Here is a 19,968-nt window from a genome sequence, read left to right on the forward strand (position 1 = left end):
TATCGTACATGTGGCAGCTTATTCAGCCGTAGTCGGAATAGCATAAATCACTTCGTCATTCAAGGTCTGGATATACAGCTCCGTTCCCTCCGGCAGGTCGATATTCTTGCCCTGCACAAAGGCACCGCCAATAATGCCGATAGGCCCCAGCACCAGCATGCCTGCCACGCTGGCCCCTGCGGCCATGCCCAGCTGCTCCATGCTTTTCTTGGATTCCTCACCCAGCACCATGTTCAGCTGGCGGCCATCCACAGCAGTCAGATACTTGAAGTCCAACTCGATTTCTGCATTCCTGCCAAAATTCTTTGCCTGGGAAACCTTGGTAACAACGGCCTCACCAGCTGCCCCCTGGGTAAAGAGCAGCATGCCATCCTCTACCACATCCTCGGCAGCCTGCAGGCGAACCACATCCCCCACCTTCAGGTTCTTGGCGTTCAGCCTGTCCACCAGAGCCACCTTGGCAAGGGTATTGGCTGGAATGCTGGTCTGCACCAGAGGGATTGTCTTGGATCCGAAGGCATCCTGGGACAGCCCTTCCACCCGATGCTTGAAGGTACCCTCGGAGGTCTTGCCCCTGAGGCTCATCTCCATGGCATTGACACGGTCCTGCATGCACGCCATGCTGACCTTGTGGGAAACAGCCCACTCCAAGGCATTCATCTGGGTAATCAGGGACGGGCCATTGGAATTGTCATAGGTGGCATCATACAGGTCATTAATCCTGTCCATGATGCTGCCACCCGGATGACCTCCCTCATAATCCTTTTCCAGCTTGTTTATCCTGTCCAGCAAGGGGCCTGTCTGCACCGCACCGTACAGGGTGGTCTCCACAGCGGCCAGCTTATCATCCGCCGTATTTGCTACATCTGCAAAGGCAGTCCCCGACATGGTGAACATAAACACGCCGCACAAAATGATCCTAAAAATCTTTTGAAGCATACACACTCCTCCTTTAAGCAACTACTTGCAAGCATTCTGCAAAATTTCCATGCTACCATTATACTTGCAAACCAGCCTAAATGCAAAAATACCGAAGAAATATAATACAATTTTAATTTACCGAAAATTTACTAGACAAAAAAGTCTTTTTCCCTTATACTAGCATGGAACGTAATGTTCAACTCAAAAGCACTTATATTTTTTGTTTTTTCATGTACTGGGCCGGGGCGATGCAAGCTCCGGCCATTTTTTTGCGGAAAAAATCCGCCCGGTAGCTGCACGCCCGGGCGGATTTCTTACAAGCATCTAAAAGATTATCTGGCAGCCAGATAATCTGCCACCTTTTTCAGTGCCACACCGGCCGCCTCAATGGTGCGGTCAATTTCCTCATCGGTATGGGCGCCGGACATGAACAAGGTCTCAAACTGGCTAGGAGCCAGGTAAATCCCCTGCTCCAGCATGGCCTTGAACCAGACCTTGAAGGCCTCCTGATCGGCAGCGGCCGAAGTCTCATAATCTGTAACTTCCTTGTCACTAAAGAAGAAGCCGAACATGGACCCGGCCTGCTGTACCTGCAAGGTTACCCCTGCCTCCTTGGCCTTCTGAGCTACCCCCAGCACCAGCTTCTTGGTCCTGATGGTCAGCACCCGGCTGTAGTCAGGCTCTCCCGGCTCCGGCGGTGCCGTAATAATCTTCAGGGTTTCCAGCCCGGCTGTCATAGCCAGCGGATTGCCGGAAAGTGTTCCTGCCTGATACACAGGCCCTGCCGGGGAAACCTTTTCCATGATGTCCCTGCGTCCGCCATAGGCAGCCACCGGCAGGCCGCCGCCAATAATCTTGCCCAGGCAGGTCAGGTCAGGCTTCACCGCATAGGCAGCCTGGGCTCCCCCCAGGGAAGCCCGGAAGCCGCACATCACCTCGTCAAAAATCAGCAGTGCCCCATGCTCCGTTGTAACCTTGCGCAAAAGGTCAAGATACCCCGGCTTCGGCAGCACCAGCCCCATGTTTCCTGCTACTGGCTCCACAATCACCGCGGCAATCTCCGCTCCCTGCTCTGCAAAAACAGCCTTGAATGCCTCAAAGTCATTATAAGGGATGGTGATGGTATCCTGGGCCGTCCCCGGCGTAACTCCCGGGCTGTCCGGCACGCCGAAGGTAGCCATGCCGGAACCGGCCTTTACCAGCAGGCTGTCGCTGTGGCCGTGATAGCAGCCGATGAACTTCACAATCTTGTTGCGCCCCGTATAGCCCCGGGCCAGACGCAATGCGCTCATGGTGGCCTCCGTGCCGGAATTCACCATGCGGATAACCTCCATGGAAGGATATACCTCCATGACCTTTTTGGCCAGCTGGCTTTCAATCAGGGTAGGCGCACCGTAGCTGGTGCCACGGGCTGCCGCCTCCTGCAGTGCCTTCACCACCTGGGGATGAGCATGCCCCACCACCATAGGCCCCCATGAGCCTACATAATCGATATATTCATTACCATCAATATCAAAGATATGGCTGCCCTCCGCCCTTGCGATGAAAGGCGGATTGCAGTCCACGCTCCGATAGGAGCGCACCGGGCTGTTGACTCCCCCCGGCATCAGCTTCTTGGCTTCCTCAAAGGCAGCCGCAGACTTTTCCAAATTCAGCATACAGTCATCATCCCTTCAGCCAATATACAGGCATTATTCCTGCAACCAATGTACCAAACTTATCCCTTCAGCCACTTTGCCGCATCGATGGCATGGTAAGTAATAATAATATCCGCTCCGGCACGCTTCATGCTGGTCAAGGTTTCCAGCACAATGCGCTTTTCATCAATCCAGCCGTTGGCAGCAGCCGCCTTTACCATGGCGTACTCACCGCTGACATTGTACACAGCCACCGGGTGATGGATGCTGTCCCGCACCTGGCGCACCACGTCAAGATAAGCCAGGGCAGGCTTCACCATGATGATATCCGCTCCCTCGGCAATATCCAGCGCCACTTCCTTCATGGCCTCCCGGCTGTTGGCAGGGTCCATCTGATAGGCACGGCGATCGCCGAACTGCGGGGCGGAATCTGCCGCATCCCTGAATGGCCCGTAGTAGCCGGAAGCGTACTTCACCGCATAGGACATGATGGAAACATTGGCAAAGCCCTTTTCATCCAATGCCTCCCGGATGGCAGCCACCCTGCCGTCCATCATATCAGAAGGAGCGATAATGTCCGCACCTGCCTCCGCCTGGCTCACCGCCACCTTCTGCAAGAGCTTCAAGGTAGCATCGTTATCCACATAGTGGCCGCACAGCTGGCCGCAGTGGCCGTGATTGGTGTACTGGCACAGGCACACATCGCCCACAATAGCCAGCTCCGGCACCTTGGCCTTGATGGCCTTGATGGCACGCTGCACCGGGGAATTCATATCCCAGGCGCTGGAACCGATTTCATCTTTGTACTCCGGCAGGCCAAAGACCTCCACGCTGGGAATGCCCAGGCAGGAAATCTCCCGTGCCAGCTCCACAGCCCTGTCCACGGACAGGTGATAGCACCCCGGCATGCTGGGGATTTCTTCCTTCACGTTCTCCCCCGGCACCACGAAAATCGGGTACACGAAATCCTTTACGGACAGGCTGGTCTCCCGTACCATGGCACGGATATTTTCCGTTATTCTCATGCGGCGTGGCCGCAGCTTCTGCTCAATCATGACAATGCCTCCACTAATCCATCAACTAACCCATCAATGGTATACTCCTTGGCCTCTATATCCACCCGGATACCCTGCTCCCGGCAGGTAGCAGCGGTCACAGGGCCGATAGCGGCTGTCTTTGCGCCGTTAATCAGCTCTGCTGCCCCTTCACCCAGAATCTTTGCCAGGTTTTTCACCGTGGAGGAGCTGGTGAAAGTAATCACATCAATCTCCCCCTCAGAAAGCTGGCGGCAGATTTCACTGCCATCCGCCTCCCCTGCCACCGTCTCATAGGCAGGCACCACAGTCACATCAATGCCCTTTCTGCCAAGCTCCTCCGGCAGCACATTCCTGGCCTCTGCCGCCCTAGGGAGCAGCACCTTGTCTTCAGTGCTTACCTTGCCCTCCAGGGCAGCCAGGATGCCTTCCGCCCGGAACTCCGACGGAACCACATCAGCTATGATACCATATCCCTGCAAGGCCTTGGCAGTGGCACTGCCGATGGCGCAGATTTTTGCCCTGCCCAGGGCGCGGCTGTCCCTGCCGGCAGCCAGCAGCCGGTCAAAGAAGTAATTCACCCCGTTGGCAGAGGTAAAAATCAACCAGTTGAAGCTATCGATTTTCCCCACAGCTTCATCCAATGCCCCGAAGCCATCAGCTGGCGGCTGAATACGGATGGCAGGCGCCTCTGTGCAGGCCGCTCCCAAGGTTTCCAGCTTTTCTGCCAAAAGGGATGCCTGTGCTCTCGCCCGGGTAACCAGCACCCTTTTGCCAAAAAGGGGCTTTAGCTTCGGATTATCAAACCATGCCAGCTTTTCCCGGAGCTTCACCACGTTGCCCACCAGGAAAATGCATGGCGGCTTGATGGACTCACTTTTCACCAAATCCGCCGCCTCGGCCACTGTAGAGGTCCATACCTGCTGCTGTGCCTTGGTGCCCCAGCGGATAATCGCCACAGGGGTATCGCCGCTCCTGCCGTTTTCCATGAGCCTTGCCGTGATCTTCGGCAGGTTTGCCACCCCCATCAGGAACACCACTGTGTCCGTAGCTGTAGCCAGCTGCTGCCAGTTGATATCCGAGTTTTCCTTGGTCGGGTCCTCATGGCCTGTCACCACTGCAAAGGAAGCAGCCACTCCCCTATGGGTGACAGGGATGCCTGCATAGGCAGGCACGGAAATGGCCGAGGTCACCCCCGGCACAATCTCAAAGGGCAGCCCGTTCTCCTGCAAAAGCAGTGCTTCCTCACCGCCCCTGCCAAATACGAAGGGATCGCCTCCCTTGAGCCTGACCACGGTTTTGCCCTCCTTGGCCAGATCCACCAGCAGCTGGCAGATCTTGTCCTGAGTCATGGTGTGCTGGCTGGATGCCTTGCCCACATAAATAAACTCCGCCTCCTTGGGCGCATACTGCAAAATCCGCTCATCCGCCAGCCGGTCATACACTACTGTATCCGCCATCTTCAGGCAGTCACATGCTTTCAGCGTCAGGAGGCGGTAATCACCCGGCCCTGCCCCGATCAGATAAACCTTTCCATTCATGCCATTCATAAAAACTTCATAACCTCCTACCGCTTACAGCTCTATGCCAAGGGAGCGCAGGATTTCCCTGCCTCCCATATCCAGCAGCTTATTCGCCAGGGAAATGCCCAGGTTCTCCGCCTCGTCAGCAGCCCCCTCCACGCTGTCCCTGAAAAGCTTCCTGCCATCCAGGGAGGCAATCACCGCCTCCACCCGGATAGCCTCCGCCTTGCCTGCATGGGCATCTTGCAAAATATCTGCGTTATTTACCGGCTGGGCATATACCCCCACCGGCACCTGGCAGCCCCCCTCCACCGTGGCGAGAAAGCCCCGCTCCGCCGCTGTGCAGGCACGGGTAATGCCATCATCCAGAAAAGAAAGCAGTTCCCGGGTTTCCCTGTCATCTATCCTTGACTCAATGGCCAGAGCCCCCTGCCCAACCGCCGGCAGGCACAGAGACCGGGGCAGCACCTGACGGATGCGCTCACCGAAGCCCAGCCGCTTCAGCCCGGCACAGGCCAGGATAATACCGTCAAAATTCTCCTCCTCCAGCTTCCGCAGCCGGGTATTTACGTTGCCCCGCAAATCAACAATCTGCAGGTCAGGCCGGGCATGGAGAAGCTGCGCCCGGCGCCGGAGGCTGGATGTGCCTACCTTTGCTCCCTCCGGCAGTGCCCCAAAGCTCCCATATCGCTGGCTTACCAGGGCATCCCCCGCATCAGCCCTTTCCGTAACAGCCGTAATCACCAGTCCCTCCGGCACTACCACCGGCATGTCCTTCAGGCTGTGCACCGCTATATCTATCTCACCTGCCAGCATGGCAGTCTCCAATTCCTTGGTAAAGAGCCCCTTGCCACCGATTTTTGCCAGAGGTGCATTGAGGATTTTATCCCCTTTGGTGGTCATGAGCCGCTTCTCAATTGCCAGATCAGGATACCTTTTTCGCAATTCCCCAATGACAAAATCCGCCTGCCACAGGGCCAGCTGGCTGCTTCTGGTTCCCACTATCAGCTTTTTCTTACTCATCGGCATCAACCTCGTTTCCCATCTCGCCTATATCCTCCAGCTGAAAAAGATTCTGCATGGCGCCTTTCAGCTCCTGCTCATGAGCCGTGCCCACCGCATCATGGACGCTGCTCATAGGCTCCCTGAGCAGCTTTCGCACCAGCATCTTCGTCATGTTCTCCACTATCCGCACATCGTCCTCGGACAAGCCCTTCAGCTTGCGGAATGCCCTTTTCAGCTCAATCTGCCTGATCTGCTCCGCCTTTTCCGACAGCCGGCTCATCACCGGCTGCATGGAAAGATACTGATACCTGTCCAGAAGGGCTGCCGTTTCCTCCAGCACAATGGCTTCTGCCGCCACAGCCTCCTGCTGGCGGTGCTGCAGGTTGTCATCCACCACCGACTCCAGGTCATCAATGTTAAACAAGCTGATGCCGGGCAAATCCCCCACCGCCGGGTCCACATCCCGGGGCACGGCAATATCAATCAGCACCAGCTGCCGCTCTGACCTGCGCCTCTCCATGGCCTTGGCCATCTCCCTGGGGCTGATGACATAGTGAGGGGCTCCCGTGGAGGTAATGATGATATCCATATCCCCCATCAGCTCATAAACCTGGGTCCATGGCACGGCCTGCCCCAGAAAACGCATGGCAAGGGCCTCCGCCCGCTCCAGATGATGATTTGCCACAAAAAGCTTCGGTGCCCCCTGGCTGAGGAGATGGGATGCCGTCAGCTCCGCCATCTTGCCTGCCCCAAAAAGCAGTACCCGGCAGCCATCCACATGCCCTAGTGTCTTCTTGGCCAGCTCCACTGCCGCATAGCTGACAGAAACCGCGCTATAGGCAATCCTGGTCTCCGTCCTCACCCTCTTGCCCGTGGCAATGGCCCTGTGGAACAAAAGGTTCAGCATGGTGTCAGTGCCGCCATTTTCCAGGGCAACTGCATAAGCATGCTTCACCTGGCTGAGAATCTGCCCCTCGCCGATAACCAGCGAGTCAAGGCTGGACGATACCCTGAGCAGGTGGTCCACGCACTCCCTGCCCCAGTAGGTATAGGTATAGTCCGCCAAAAACGCCTCATCCAGCAGCACCCCTGTCAGCCAGTGCCACACCTTCACCACAGGGAATAAATCCCCTGCCTGCTCCACCACCGCATAAACCTCGCTGCGGTTGCAGGTGGACAGCACCACAGCCTCCCTGATGCCGGACACCTCCTCCAGGTTGGCCAGCACCATCATGATCTTTTCCTGAGGTATACTAAATTTTTCCCTGATCTCCACCGGTGCTGTCCGATGATTCAGCCCCAGCACCACTAATCTCTTTTCTGACTTCATCTTTCGCCTGTTCCATTCTGCCCTGTAAAATCAAATCCATAATCTCCTGCTTCATGGCCTGCCGCCACAGCTTCTGCCGCCTCTGGGTGCCTTCCACAGTCTTCAGAAGCTCCTTCCTGGCTGTGCCCAGCCATTCAAGAAACTCGCCCACTCCCGGGTGATAGCGTTTTTCCATGTCCGCCTTCACCAGCCTGGCAAAAGCCGGGCTGCTGCCGCCTGTAGCCACTGTCATTTCCAGCTCTCCCTGCCGGATGACCGCCGGCACAAAAAAATCGCAGTCCTTGGGCTCAGTGGCACTATTCACCAGCGCCCCTGCCGCCCTTGCCTGGCGGCATACCTCCGCGTTGGCGGCAAAATCATCCGTAGCCGCAAAAACCAGCCGGAAGGCACCGTAGCGCCAGCGGAATTCCTCATGGGTGGATTTCTGCCAGATAACCCTGCCGCTGGCCATCAGTTCCTCTATCTCAGGCAGCACCCGGGGCGCCACAACCACCACAGTAGCCTTTTCCGCTACCAGATGCTTTATTTTCCTATAAGCAACGCTGCCGCCGCCCACCACAGCTGCCGCCTGTCCTTCCAGGCGCATATTAATCGGATACATAGCCGCCCCCATTTATCACACAAATTCGTCACAAAAACGAATAACATTCACCTTTCAACCATACCAATTATATTACAAACCACGGCAAAAAAAAAGACCATGATGAACTATCACGGTCTTTCCTGCAAAAAATTATTCCAATTCCATAATATTGTGCTTCAATACATAAATGAGTGCCTGAGTCCTGTCATTGACATTCAGCTTGCGGAAAATATTTGTCAGATGATTTTTGACGGTCTTCTCACTGACAAACAATGCCTGAGCGATATCCTGATTGCTGAAGCCCTTGGCGATGCATGCCACCACATCCATCTCACGGGCAGTCAGCCGCTCGTTGCGGCCTTCCCGCCACAAGGTCTTTGCCTTCTCCTGCACATCATCACTAGGCTTAATGCTGCCAAAGATGCGCTTCTGCAGCTCCGGCAGGAGATAAAAGCCTCCCTCTGCCACCGTATGGATTGCCTCCAAAAGCACGCTAGGCTCCACGCCCTTCAACAGATAGCCATAGGCACCGTTCTTCAAAAGTTCCAGGACATAATTGTCGTTGTCATGAATGGTAAGTGCAATAATCTTGACATGGCACCGTGCCGCTACCAGCTGCTTGCACACTTCCATACCGCTCAGCCCCGGCATATTCAAGTCCAGCAGCAAAACATCAGGCTGTAGCACCAAAGTCCTAGCCAAAGTTTCCTGGCCGTCCTCAGTTTCGCCTACAACCTCTATGTCGCTCTCAAAATCCAATACACCTTTGATGCCCTGACGAAGCAATGTATGGTCATCCGCTATCAAAACTCTTATTGGCATACTATAATCCCCCATTGTATATTTTGACCGATTTCAAAATACAGTTTGGGTATATTATACCACACTTGAACAATTTATGAAACTATTTTAGCCTTTAATATGATAAAAATTTCTGAATTAGCTACACTGGAGTGTACACTTTTAAATAAATTCCCCAAAATAGGCAAATCCCCCAGGAACGGCACCTTGGACATGGATTTGATTTCCTCGGAGGAAATCAGCCCGCCTATCACCATGGTCTCACCGTCCTTCAGCCGCACCATGGTATCAGCGGAACGCTTCTGGAAGCTGTAGGCATTCATTTCCTCCACATACTGAGGCGAGCTGACCTCGGTATGGATTTTCGAAGTAATATAGCCATCCTCGTTCACCATGGGCAGGCACCGCAGGATGATGCCTGCCGGCCGGTACTCAATAGAGGTTGTCACCGTGGAATTAGTGGTGGAAACCGTCGGCACCGGCACCTCGCCGCCAATGTTGATGACCGCTTCCTGCCCCTGCATGGTGACGATGTTTGGCCTAGACAGCACATCCGCCTTGCCATGGCTCACCATGGCCTCAATAGCCGCTGAAAACTGCCACTCGTATGGCTTGCCGCCAGGCCCCTTGCCAAAGCTGACAATGCCTCCTGCCGTGCCGGATTTCTCAAAGACAGGGCGTTTTGCCTCATCCCCATCGTAGTTGTACTGAGGCAGGGTTGTCCAGTCCCACTGTATGCCCAGCTTGCTGGCATCCTCCTTGTTGACGGACACCACCTTTGCCTCAATGGAAACCTGCCTGGCAGGCACATCCAGCTTCTGTACCAGCTCCCGCGCCCTCTCAGCCTCCTCTGCCGTACCATAGACCAGCAGGGAGCCCGTGCTCACATCCGCCAGCACCCGCTGCCTTTTTTCACTATTCACGGCTTGCAGCTTTGTGCTCTCCTTCGTCTCTCCCTTTGCCGCCTCCTTGACGGATTTGCCTGTACCGGCTTGCCCTTTGCTGTCTCCCTGCCCCAAATACATGGCCACGGCATTTTTTATATCCTGCAAAGGAGCGTATTTTACCGGCAGCACATGCACACGGCCAAATCCCTGCTGCAAATTCCCTCTGCCTGCCACAATCCAGGTATTGCCATCCCTGGTTGCATCAAATCCGCCTGCCCGGATAATCTGCATCAGCATCTCCTCAGGCTCCGCCTCATCTACTTTCAATGAAATGCTGCCCGTTACCGACCTATCCAAAATGATATTTATGTTGCCCATTCTGGCAATAGAACGGAGCAATTCCCCCACATCCCCATCCTGCACATTCAGGGACATGGCATCTGCCCTGCCGCTCCCCAGCAGCATCAGGCATACCACCATACTAATAAAAAACCGTTTCATCATATTCCCCCATTTCTCCCCCAAGATACTCACATCAGCCTTTCGCCTATTCGCAGCCTGTGCGCACAGCCATTGACTGCAAGCACTGCCTCATCCTGCTCCACGCCCTCTAGGCATATCCCCGACCATGCTTCTCCTGCCAGAAGCAGCCTGCTTTTTCCCCCTGCCAGCACCAGGGCTCCCATGCCATCCCCGGCATGAATTATCCCCTGCAGCTGAAGGCCGCTATCCTTTTCCTTGCTATCCGCCCCGTCTCCTGCCTTGCCAGCAACCGGTCCGGCACTGGCAGCTGCCTGCACCTGACCGGCTGCTGCCTGTCCTTTTCCTTGTATAGTTCCTGTATTCACCTTGCTATCTGGCAACCTCCCCCTGGCTGTCTTCTGTCCGGCAGCTGCCTGTCCTGATTTCTGCTGCCCCTCAGACGGATGCTCCACCAAAAAAGGATTGCGCAGATTTTCCCTGTCCAATGCCCTGCTGCCGCCACGAATGGGCAGGGCTGCCGCCCGCTTTTCCATCCCTGCCCTCTCCATGCTTCCGGCAGACAAGACTGCCTGCTCCTGCCCCTCTGCACTATCTGACAGCACAAAAAGAGCCATAACGGCACAGGCAGCCAGCGTAAAAAACACTGCCGCCCGAAGCCGCCATGACTCCTTAAATTTCTGCAAAAACCGCTCTCCCCACTGCCGGAAATTCTCCCTGCCAAGCTCCCAAAACTCCATCCTGATGCTCCCCCTTGATTTCTGCGCAGGCACCTGCTGAAAGGACATCTCCCTGCCATGCCTGCATCCGTATAAAATTTTCAAGGAGCATCCCCTTATATCCGCAGAACCCCTCCGCAGATAATCCACTATAGCGCACAGGACACCCACTGCATCCCGGCTTAAGCTAAGTATACTTCATCTTCATCAATAAATCAAGTAAAGTTTTCAGAATTTTTGCACAATTAATATTAGTATAGATATATATATTAATATATATATATTAATTCATACTCATTTAAGCAACTTCCTCATAACCATGCCCAGATGCTTAAAATTCAGCGGCTTGGACACATGCTCATTCATGCCGGCATTTTTCGCCGCCCGCACATCCTCCGCAAAGGCATCCGCCGTCATAGCCACAATGGGCACCGTCTTGCAATAAGGCAGCCCCATAGCCCTGATGGCGCAGGTAGCATCATATCCGTTCATCCGCGGCATCCTCACATCCATGAAGATAATATCATAATACCCATCCTCATGCTGGGACACCTGCTGCACAGCCTCCTTGCCATCAACGGCTTCCTCCACGGCCAGCCCCGTAGTCTTCAAAATCTCCATGGCAATCTCCCGGTTCAGCTCATTATCCTCCACCAGCAGGGCACGCCGCCCGGAAAAGTCAAGGCTCTCAATCCCTGCCAGGGACTCATCGCCACCTGAGGAATCCATGCCTGTGCCATTTGTGCCCTCATCACCGGCACCATTTTCCTGCAGCTTCAGATACACCGTCACCGTAAAGCGCGAGCCTTTTCCCAGGCGGCTCTCCACCTGGATATCCCCGTCCATCATCTGCACGATGCTGTGGGTAATGGCCATGCCCAGGCCTGTCCCCTGAATCTTGTCAACCCGTTGGTCTTCCGCCCGGCTGAAGGGCTCAAAAATCCGCTTGACGTATTCCTCGCTCATGCCCATGCCGTTGTCCTCGAACACGAACTCATAGCAGCCGCGGCCCGCCCTATCGCAGGACTTTTCCGACACGGCAAGCTTCAGCATGCCTCCGTCCGGCGTATACTTTACGCTGTTGCCCATCAGGTTGGTAAACACCTGCTGCAGCCGCAGGCTGTCACCTATCACATGCCTGTGCTCCAGCTTCTCCACCTGCAGCTCCAGGGTATGGCTGCGTGCCTCAATCTGGGGATTCATCATGGACACAAGGCTGTCCACCAGCTCCGCCAGGTTAAAGGGCTCATCCTTCAGCTCCACCTTGCCGGACTCAATCTTGCTCATGTCCAGCACCTCATTGATCAGGTTCAGGAGATGCTTGCTGGCCATGCTTATTTTCTTCAGGCTGTCCAGCACCCGCTCCCTGTCATCCACATGGCTGGCGGCAATCGCCGTCATGCCGATAATGCCGTTCATGGGGGTACGGATATCATGGGACATATTGGACAGGAACACCGTCTTGGCCCTGTTGGCACGGCGGGCCTCCTCCACGGCTTCCTCAATCCGCTGCTGCTGGGCAATCTCCAGCTTCTTTTCCTCATTGATGTCCTTGAAAGCCACCGCAAACTCATTTTCCTCGTTATCAGGCTTCACCAGCAGGCACTGCAGATACCTTATCCTGCCGTTTCGCAGCACACGGTAGTTGATATAGTGCATCTGCTTGCGGAAAAAAATCCGCTTGACCTGGCGGATAGAGCAGATATCATCAAAGAGGCACTTATCCTCATCCAGTACATCCTTGCCCACATACCTTCTGATATTCTCCTCATAATCGCTCTCAATATTCACATCATCATAAAACTCATTCATGGACTCGCTCATGCGATAGCAGGTGCAAAGCCCCGTATCCATGCTGACGCCATACACCGTCTCGTAAGGCATAGTCAAGGCACGGATGAGCTTTCTCTGCTTGTCCACGCTGCCCCTGTCCATCTCGTTAAACGCTTCCAGGTTGTCCAGATTCCCCATAATAGTGTTTTACCTTTCTGCCGGAACTCCCCGAACCGGCATCTATCCATCAAAGCTATAGCAATACAGCTTTCTCGCAGTATCAGAGCATCAGCTTCGATATTCCTCGTCTGATGTTCTGTGCTCACTGTACGGATTGCCTGCTTATAATCTTTCCTTTTCCATGAATTCAGCAAACTCATCTGCCGGTATAGGCTTGCAGAAATAATATCCCTGAATGTAGTCGCACTGGAACCTGCGCAGAAGCTCCACCTGATACTTCTGCTCAATGCCCTCTGCCACCACCACGCGGCCGGTCTCGTGAGCCACCTGGATAATGTGACGCACCAGGCTGGTATCACTGTCAGGCATATCCTCCTGCCAGCCGTCAAAGAGCCCCTTGTCCAGCTTCAGGCAGTCAATAGGCATGCCGTACAGAAGCCCCAGGGAGGAATAGCCGCTGCCAAAATCGTCCATGGCAATCCTGAAGCCGCTGGACTTGATGGCACGCAGGAAGGTAATCAGCGTATCCTCATCCACGGAAGCATCGTTTTCCAGCACTTCCAGCTCAATCAGCTCCTTGTCGATGCCGTACTTGGCCATGGTACGCTCCATTTCGTCCACAAAGCGCCGTCCCTGGGCGATATTGCGCCGGGACACATTTACGGACACAGGCACCAGCTGCCGCCCCTCCTGGCGCCATGCCGCCAGCTGGCGGCACACCAGCTCAAACACATGACGGTCAAGAGTCTCCAGATTACCATCCCGCTCAAAGAGGGGCAGGAAGATATACGGCGGCAAAAAGCCATGCTCCGGGCTGATCCAGCGCACCAGTGCCTCCGCACCGCTCAGCACAGGGCTCGCGCCCCTGACATCGTACTTGGGCTGGAAATACACCACGAACTCGCCGTTCTGCATAGCCGCCTGGAAGCCATCCTCCAGAGCCTTCTCCTGCTTCATCTTCTTGACCACCTTCTCATCAAAGAAGCTGACGGCATTGCAGTTCTGCTGCACAATCTGCTTCCCTGCCAGCCGGGCATTACCTGCCACATCCATCGGCCAGCTTTCGTCCACATCCAGTGCCATGCCGCCATATTCCACCGGCATGGCATTGATATTCAGCTGTCCCTCCACGGCACTGGCAATCTCCTGCTTGCGCTTTTCCTCCTCGCTGACAAAGTCCTCCAGCCGGACAATGTACACGCCTGCAGTCAGGTACAGCCTGCTGCCCTCCTTATGGGCATATACCTCCGTAATCCCATCCAACAGCTCCCGGAGCCGCCTTTCCAGCTCCCCCCGGTCACAGCCCCGCCACATCAGGTAGAACATATCGCTGTTGCCCCGGTAGCCGGACTCACCCTCCCGGCAGCCAGCCTTCAGCTTGTCCGCCACCAGCTGCAGCACAGTGTTGCCGAACTTGTAGCCCATAAAATCATTAATCGCCTTCATGCCCCGGATATTCACTACAATCACAGCCAGCGCCTTCAGCTGATTCTTCCGCACCAGCTCCAGCATGTTAAGCTTATACTTTTCCAGGTTGCCCAGCCCTGTCAGGGCGTCCGAATACGCCAGGTCGTATATCCTCTCCTGGGACTTCAGCTGCCGCCACTCGGAATAGCCGTAGCCGCCCAAAAGCAGGAGCAGCATTATCCCCAGGATAAACGTCACGGAATTCAGGATGCCGGTAATCCTTTCCTGTACCACATAAGTGGGAATCACATCCAGCACATACAGATCGCTGACCGAGGAAAGGGGACGGCATGCCAGGTAATACTGGGTGCTGTCCGGCATTGTAATACGCTCAACACCGTACCGGTTCTGACGCACCTTGGTATAAAGTCTCACCAGCTCCGGAGCCGCATCAGGCTGCTGCCAGCCTGCCAGATAGCTGTCCATATACCTTGCCAGCTCCCACTTCCGGGCCTGTACGAACATTCTGCCCTCGGCATCAATGATAAAGCTCTCATCATTGCCGTCAAAAGCACTAAAGTTGAACATGGTTTTCAGGGCATTCACATCAAGAATACCGTAGACGCTGCCCATGATGAAGCCTTGCATCTGAATCGGCACGGAAAACACCATGGCATTCAGATTGTCAAAGGCCGTCCTCTTGGTATAGACAACCTTTCTCTCCCCCCGCAGAGAAAGCTTTATGCCCGGAAAATCCGTCATCCTGATATCAGGTCCTTCCAGGCCGCGGCCATAGATATCCACCGCACCTACCCGGGTAAAATTATTTACCTCCGTCAGGTAGCGCACCCTCCGGGCAGTACCGTCCCTGCTCCAGGCCAGATCCCTTGCCACATACTCCATGCTGGAAAAGATGCCTGCAATCTTTCTGTCCACATACATGCTGTTCTGGCGGGTAATATCCAAAAGCTCCGTCTGGACATTGGATACCAAAAGCAAAGAAAGCCTGTCCCGGAACATCAGGATAACGCTTAGGGAAACAGAAAACAGCAAAATACCTGCAATCAGTATGCGCTGCATTGCCACAAGGCGCCGCTTGCTCTTTTTATTCATTGCCATCACCAATCTTCCCTTCCGTTCCCTGTACCAGCCAGTTCATATCATGCAGCAGCCCCTTGTCGGAAAGGGTTTCCCCATCCCGGATCCTGCGGGTGCCGCTCTGGTCGTAGACCGGGCCGTAAAAAACATCCCAGTTTCCCTCTGCCAGCCGCTGACGGGCAGACTGCACCACCTGCTTCTGTTCCTCATTCAGCACCCCGTCAAATACAGGGGCAATATCCACCACCTGGTCATCCATGCCCAGATAGTACTGACGGCTATGGAACCTGCCATCAATGCAGTCCTTAATCAGCTTGATATAGAGCTTTTTCCAGTTCCACACCGCTGCCGTCACCATGCTGCCATTATGCTCCCCTACGTTGTCATAGTGATAGCCCACGCTCCTTATGCCCCGCTTGGCAGCCTCAAAGGAAATAACATCGCTGTTTTGATGGTAAGTAATCAAATCAATAGGGAACTCATCCAGCAGCTTGTTTGCCACAGCCTTTTCCTTCTCGCTGTCATCCCAGCTGCCTGACCAGCGCACATGCACCACCGCCTCCGGGTTGACGCTGCGCACCCCCAGTGTAAAGGCATTAATCCCCCTGATAACCTCCACGATGGGAATAGCCGCCACATAACCCACATGATTGGTCTTGGTGCAAAGGCCTGCCACCACGCCGCTGAGATAGCGTGCCTGATACATCCTGCCAAAATAGGTAGACATATTCTCCATTGTCTCCACGCCGGAGCCATGGAAAAAATAGATATCGGGATGCTTTTCCGCCAATGCCTTCATGCCATCCGTATAACCAAAGCTGGTGCCAAAAATCTCCCGGCAGCCTTCCGCAATCAGCTCCTCCCCGGCCTGCTCCACCTGGTCATCACTGATATAATCCTTGTAGTGGATCTGCACCCCCAGCTCCTGGGTAGCCGCCAGAAAGCCCTCATAATGAGCCTGGTTCCAGCCTCTGTCCATAATGCTGCTGTCCAGAATAACTCCCACATGATACAGCCGCTTGTCCACGTCCACCTTTTCCGTATCCAGCACGGAATCGTAATGCAGCAAAGCAAAAACACATACACATGCCACCACGCCAATAATAATCCCAAGCTGCTTTTGCAGCCATCCCTTCTCCATAAGACATCCCTCCTCGCGATTATTGTTTCATCCTAAAAGCTTCTAGCAAAACAGAAATTTTGTATCTTTTTTGAAGCTATTTTTATGACTTCTTGTTCAATTATATAAAATTCATGCGAAATTTGCACTATTTTTTTACACAACTTTACTACACAAGCTTCTGTATACATTTGCCTGCGTCATTTACAAAACGTATTATCTATTTAGGAAATCCTGTCCACAATTTGCGGATATAATACTTTTTTGCAACAAAAAATCCGTCTGTCCTGCGACCTGACGGTCACAGGGCAGACGGAGCTTCACTCAAAAAAAGGTATCAAAAACACTACACAAAAAGCACTGCCTCAAAGGGCAATCCCCGGCTAAAAAGCTCCGGGCGCCCCGGAAAGCTTATCAGCCCTTTGCCTTTACCTCCTGGAGGCTAGGGCCCATGATACGCTTGTATGCCTCTACACCAGGCTGGTTGAAGGCATCCACATCGGCCAGCTCGCCCTCGTAGGCAATGGAAAGTGCCAGCATGTAGAGAAGCTGTCCCAGATTGTAGGCATCCAGCTTCGGCAGGGAGAACAGGGCGTTGAAGCGGTTGTTGGAAGCCAGTGCCTTGGCGTTGGACTCCCGTGCCACCTCCAGTGCCTGGCTCATCTTTACGCCGGAAATATCAGCCAGCTTCTGAGCCTCAGGGAACACGTTAGGGATTACATAATCCTCATCCCAGTTCTCAACCCGGATAAACTGAACCACCTTGTTCAGCTTGCCTTCCTGATGCTGCTGGGTCTGGGCATGCATGTCGGTAGTACCAACAGCCACGATAGGGGTTCTGCCGTAGAACACCTCGTTGCCCTCACGGTCAACGGACTTGCCCAGGGACTCAGCCAGAAGCTGGATGTACCACTCAGATACGGACTTCAGGTAGTCACCATAAGGCATCATAACCTCCATATCACGGCCATACTTCTCAGCAGCGATGAATTTCAGCACTGCATTCAGCAGGGCAGGGTTCTCCCATACATCATCACCCAGGCAGGCCTGATCCATATCCTTGGCACCGTTCAGGAATGCCTTGATATCAAAACCGCAGACAGCAGCCAGCACCAGTCCTACATCGCAGAAGATGGAGAAACGGCCGCCTACGCCATCCGGAACACTGTACTGTGGCCAGTTGTTATCCATAGCCAGCTTCTTCAACAGGGTTGGCTTCTCCTCATTAGGATCGGTAACAGCCACAACCTCAACCTCGATATCAGGATTCTGCTTCAGGGCATCATAGATAACCATGAAGTTGGACATGGTATCCAGGGTGCCGCCGGACTTGGAAATAACCATCAGGCTTACCACAAACTTGCGCTTCTTGTGGCTCAGGCATACCTTGGCGCTCCTGGCCAGCTGGCGGATGATATCGCCGGTCCTTCTCGGGTCGATATTCTGGCCGCTGAAATAAATCTGCGGCAGGCCGTCACGCTCCTCAGTGCTCATGGAGTTCCAGAACTCGCCGCACTGCACGTCAAAGATTACCTTGTCGCCCAGGTAGGAACCGCCAATGCCCAGGGACACCACTGCATCAACGCGGTTTCTCACGGAGTCGGTCAGCTCCTGCAGATGTGCCATGGAGGCAGGGTTGTTCAGATGGCCTTCCTCAACATATGGCAGCTGGGAGAAATAAACCTTCTCAGGGGTGCCATCCTTGGAAAGATGGCCACGGATAATACCGTCCTTCCTCATGACCTTGATAGCCTCGGTAGCAGCCTTGATCTTGTCAGACAAAGCCTCCACATCAGCCTTGGTTACCTTGCCTTCGCCTACCAGATTGTCATAGTCAAAGGAAAAGCCGGATTTCAAAGTTAAACTCATTAAGATTACCTCCCTATGGAAATCACACTAGATTACATTATCTATTATACTCGTTTTTATCGGACATTGGTAGCTATTTTTCCTGTTTACGCAACAAAAATGCAATTGCATAAAAATTTGCACCAATTGCATCATTTTACAAAAAATCCTCATCCTCGACAGGCTCATTTGGCACTGAGAATCTCCCGTGCCTCCTGCTTCATCTGCCGCAGGGTATAATAATAGGCAATTGCCAACGGCACGCAGGAACCAATCCAGGCGGCAGGGCTGGCCATGGATGCTCCCCAGAAGCCCAGCAGCTGCACCAGCCAGATGGCTGCTGCGGCACGCATCACCAGCTCCATAATACCGGCAAAGGTAGGCACAAAGCTCTTGCCCAGCCCCTGCAGGGTGCTCCTGTAGATAAACAGCAGGGCAAGAATCCAATAGCAGACACCGGTGGTAGTCAGATACACCTGCCCATAGTCGATTACCTGAGGCTCCGCATCCCCTACAAACAAAAACATCAGCTGGGAACCGAAGACAATATTGAAAATCCCCACCAGAATACTGAACGTGCCTGACATCATGATGCACTGGTTCACGCCCTTCTTGATGCGCCCCAGCTTCCTGGCACCATAATTCTGTGCCGTATAGGCTGCCATAGCCATGCCGAAGGACATCATGGGCATCAGGGCAATGGTCTCCACCTTCTGTGCCGCCGCATAGGAAGCCACCGCCACAGGCCCCAGCCCGTTCAGTGCCACCTGCAATATGACGGCGCCGATGGCTATGATGGAGGTCTGAAAGGCCATAGGCAGCCCTACCCGGAGATGCTGCCAGAGAAACTCCCTGTCCAGCCGCCAGTCCCCCGCCTGAATCCTCAGTGCCGGCACCTTCCGCCAGATGTAGAGCCATACAATCAGCCCTCCCAGTGCCTGAGAGACGATCATGGCCTCTGCCGCCCCCGGAATGCCCCACTCAAAGACCAGCAAAAAAAGCGGCTCCAGCAGGATATTGATGCACAGGGACGTGGCCAGAAACATGGTGGGATGGCGGCTGTCACCCAGGGCCCTCAGCAGATTTGCCCCCACAATAAAAACGCTGAACAGGGGCGAGCCCCCCACCACGATGGAAATAAATGCCTCCGCCCCATCAAGAATATCCGGCGGCGTATCCATCAGCACCAGGATATCCCGGGCAAAATAAGCTCCGATAAAAGCCGTCACGAAGCTGACAGCCATAGTCAGCACCACGCAGGCGGCGGCACTGCGCCGCACCCCCTCATAGTCCCTGGCACCGAAACGCTGCCCTGTAATAATGGTCAGCCCGGCTGTCATGCCCATGATGCAGCCCACCAAAAGAAACATCAGGCAGCCGGTGCAGCCCACCGCAGCCAGGGCTTCCACCCCCAGGAACCGCCCTACAATCAAGGTATCCACGAAGCCATACAGCTGCTGGAAAATATTGCCGGCAATCAAGGGCAGGGTAAAAAACAAAATCAGCCTGGCAGGACTGCCCTCAGTCATGTCCTTGGTATTATTATTTGCATTTTCTGCCATCATATTCCCCCTATTTATCAAACCACATCTTATCAAGCCATATCCAGAAAGCTATCTCCC

Annotated in this window: 15 protein-coding genes; all 15 read right to left on the minus strand. The window is 54.3% G+C overall.

Going from position 1 to position 19,968, the window contains the following annotated elements; translation table 11 throughout:
- Positions 1–18 precede the first annotated feature (18 nt).
- The 15 genes from FYJ84_RS08835 to FYJ84_RS08905 all read right to left on the minus strand — a co-directional run bounded on the left by FYJ84_RS08835 (position 19) and on the right by FYJ84_RS08905 (position 19,908).
- Positions 19–939, minus strand: a complete 921-nt coding sequence (locus tag FYJ84_RS08835; protein ID WP_154407244.1) for a hypothetical protein — start codon at positions 937–939, stop codon at positions 19–21.
- A 314-nt stretch (positions 940–1,253) separates the two neighbouring features.
- On the minus strand, positions 1,254–2,579 hold the full coding sequence (gene hemL, locus FYJ84_RS08840) for a glutamate-1-semialdehyde 2,1-aminomutase (RefSeq protein ID WP_154407245.1): 1,326 nt from the start codon (positions 2,577–2,579) through the stop codon (positions 1,254–1,256).
- Positions 2,580–2,638: 59 nt separating this feature from the next.
- Positions 2,639–3,613 carry a porphobilinogen synthase gene (gene hemB / locus FYJ84_RS08845; RefSeq protein WP_154407246.1) on the minus strand — a complete coding sequence of 325 codons (975 nt, stop codon included), beginning with the start codon at positions 3,611–3,613 and terminating at the stop codon, positions 2,639–2,641.
- Complete coding sequence (cobA, locus tag FYJ84_RS08850; RefSeq protein WP_154407272.1) at positions 3,610–5,133, minus strand: uroporphyrinogen-III C-methyltransferase; 1,524 nt, start codon at positions 5,131–5,133, stop codon at positions 3,610–3,612. The genes hemB and cobA overlap by 4 nt, the downstream gene beginning before the upstream one ends.
- A 33-nt stretch (positions 5,134–5,166) precedes the next feature.
- Positions 5,167–6,138: a hydroxymethylbilane synthase gene (hemC, locus tag FYJ84_RS08855; protein ID WP_154407247.1), complete on the minus strand. Its 972-nt coding sequence runs from the start codon at positions 6,136–6,138 to the stop codon at positions 5,167–5,169.
- On the minus strand, positions 6,131–7,450 hold the full coding sequence (hemA, locus tag FYJ84_RS08860; protein WP_154407248.1) for a glutamyl-tRNA reductase: 1,320 nt from the start codon (positions 7,448–7,450) through the stop codon (positions 6,131–6,133). The genes hemC and hemA overlap by 8 nt, the downstream gene beginning before the upstream one ends.
- Entirely contained in the window at positions 7,374–8,051 is a 678-nt protein-coding gene (locus FYJ84_RS08865; protein ID WP_205764173.1) for a precorrin-2 dehydrogenase/sirohydrochlorin ferrochelatase family protein, read from the minus strand. The genes hemA and FYJ84_RS08865 overlap by 77 nt, the downstream gene beginning before the upstream one ends.
- A 132-nt stretch (positions 8,052–8,183) precedes the next feature.
- Positions 8,184–8,855 carry a response regulator gene (locus tag FYJ84_RS08870; protein ID WP_154407250.1) on the minus strand — a complete coding sequence of 224 codons (672 nt, stop codon included), beginning with the start codon at positions 8,853–8,855 and terminating at the stop codon, positions 8,184–8,186.
- A 74-nt stretch (positions 8,856–8,929) separates the two neighbouring features.
- Positions 8,930–10,222, minus strand: a complete 1,293-nt coding sequence (locus tag FYJ84_RS08875) for a type II secretion system protein GspD (RefSeq protein WP_205764174.1) — start codon at positions 10,220–10,222, stop codon at positions 8,930–8,932.
- 29 nt (positions 10,223–10,251) lie between these two features.
- Entirely contained in the window at positions 10,252–11,025 is a 774-nt protein-coding gene (locus tag FYJ84_RS08880) for a hypothetical protein (RefSeq protein ID WP_154407252.1), read from the minus strand.
- A gap of 189 nt (positions 11,026–11,214) precedes the next feature.
- The gene (locus tag FYJ84_RS08885; RefSeq protein WP_154407253.1) at positions 11,215–12,891 is read right to left on the minus strand and encodes a hybrid sensor histidine kinase/response regulator; all 1,677 of its coding nucleotides are present in this window, start codon (positions 12,889–12,891) and stop codon (positions 11,215–11,217) included.
- A gap of 144 nt (positions 12,892–13,035) precedes the next feature.
- Positions 13,036–15,399 (minus strand): bifunctional diguanylate cyclase/phosphodiesterase, encoded by a 2,364-nt coding sequence (locus FYJ84_RS08890; protein ID WP_154407254.1) that lies wholly within the window; start codon positions 15,397–15,399, stop codon positions 13,036–13,038.
- Entirely contained in the window at positions 15,386–16,519 is a 1,134-nt protein-coding gene (locus FYJ84_RS08895; RefSeq protein ID WP_154407255.1) for a BMP family ABC transporter substrate-binding protein, read from the minus strand. The genes FYJ84_RS08890 and FYJ84_RS08895 overlap by 14 nt, the downstream gene beginning before the upstream one ends.
- Positions 16,520–16,912: 393 nt before the next feature.
- A complete protein-coding gene (locus FYJ84_RS08900) occupies positions 16,913–18,367 on the minus strand; it encodes a glucose-6-phosphate isomerase (RefSeq protein ID WP_154407256.1) in 1,455 nt (484 codons plus the stop codon).
- Between the two features lie 164 nt (positions 18,368–18,531).
- Positions 18,532–19,908, minus strand: coding sequence for an MATE family efflux transporter (locus tag FYJ84_RS08905; RefSeq protein ID WP_154407257.1), 1,377 nt, complete (start codon positions 19,906–19,908; stop codon positions 18,532–18,534).
- Positions 19,909–19,968: the final 60 nt, after the last annotated feature.

It is taken from the genome of Anaerovibrio slackiae (assembly GCF_009695585.1).
Taxonomy (GTDB): Bacteria; Bacillota; Negativicutes; order Selenomonadales; family Selenomonadaceae; genus Anaerovibrio; species Anaerovibrio slackiae.

What these genes read in the sequence shown, in the direction of transcription:
- FYJ84_RS08900 (WP_154407256.1), bottom strand. Translation starts at nt 18,367, where the DNA reads ATGAGTTTAACTTTGAAATCCGGCTTTTCCTTTGACTATGACAATCTG.
- FYJ84_RS08875 (WP_205764174.1), bottom strand. Translation starts at nt 10,222, where the DNA reads ATGAAACGGTTTTTTATTAGTATGGTGGTATGCCTGATGCTGCTGGGG.
- hemA (WP_154407248.1), bottom strand. Translation starts at nt 7,450, where the DNA reads ATGAAGTCAGAAAAGAGATTAGTGGTGCTGGGGCTGAATCATCGGACA.
- FYJ84_RS08870 (WP_154407250.1), bottom strand. Translation starts at nt 8,855, where the DNA reads ATGCCAATAAGAGTTTTGATAGCGGATGACCATACATTGCTTCGTCAG.
- FYJ84_RS08835 (WP_154407244.1), bottom strand. Translation starts at nt 939, where the DNA reads ATGCTTCAAAAGATTTTTAGGATCATTTTGTGCGGCGTGTTTATGTTC.
- hemB (WP_154407246.1), bottom strand. Translation starts at nt 3,613, where the DNA reads ATGATTGAGCAGAAGCTGCGGCCACGCCGCATGAGAATAACGGAAAAT.
- FYJ84_RS08890 (WP_154407254.1), bottom strand. Translation starts at nt 15,399, where the DNA reads ATGGCAATGAATAAAAAGAGCAAGCGGCGCCTTGTGGCAATGCAGCGC.
- cobA (WP_154407272.1), bottom strand. Translation starts at nt 5,133, where the DNA reads ATGAATGGAAAGGTTTATCTGATCGGGGCAGGGCCGGGTGATTACCGC.
- FYJ84_RS08895 (WP_154407255.1), bottom strand. Translation starts at nt 16,519, where the DNA reads ATGGAGAAGGGATGGCTGCAAAAGCAGCTTGGGATTATTATTGGCGTG.
- FYJ84_RS08905 (WP_154407257.1), bottom strand. Translation starts at nt 19,908, where the DNA reads ATGGCAGAAAATGCAAATAATAATACCAAGGACATGACTGAGGGCAGT.
- FYJ84_RS08885 (WP_154407253.1), bottom strand. Translation starts at nt 12,891, where the DNA reads ATGGGGAATCTGGACAACCTGGAAGCGTTTAACGAGATGGACAGGGGC.
- FYJ84_RS08865 (WP_205764173.1), bottom strand. Translation starts at nt 8,051, where the DNA reads ATGTATCCGATTAATATGCGCCTGGAAGGACAGGCGGCAGCTGTGGTG.
- hemC (WP_154407247.1), bottom strand. Translation starts at nt 6,138, where the DNA reads ATGAGTAAGAAAAAGCTGATAGTGGGAACCAGAAGCAGCCAGCTGGCC.
- hemL (WP_154407245.1), bottom strand. Translation starts at nt 2,579, where the DNA reads ATGCTGAATTTGGAAAAGTCTGCGGCTGCCTTTGAGGAAGCCAAGAAG.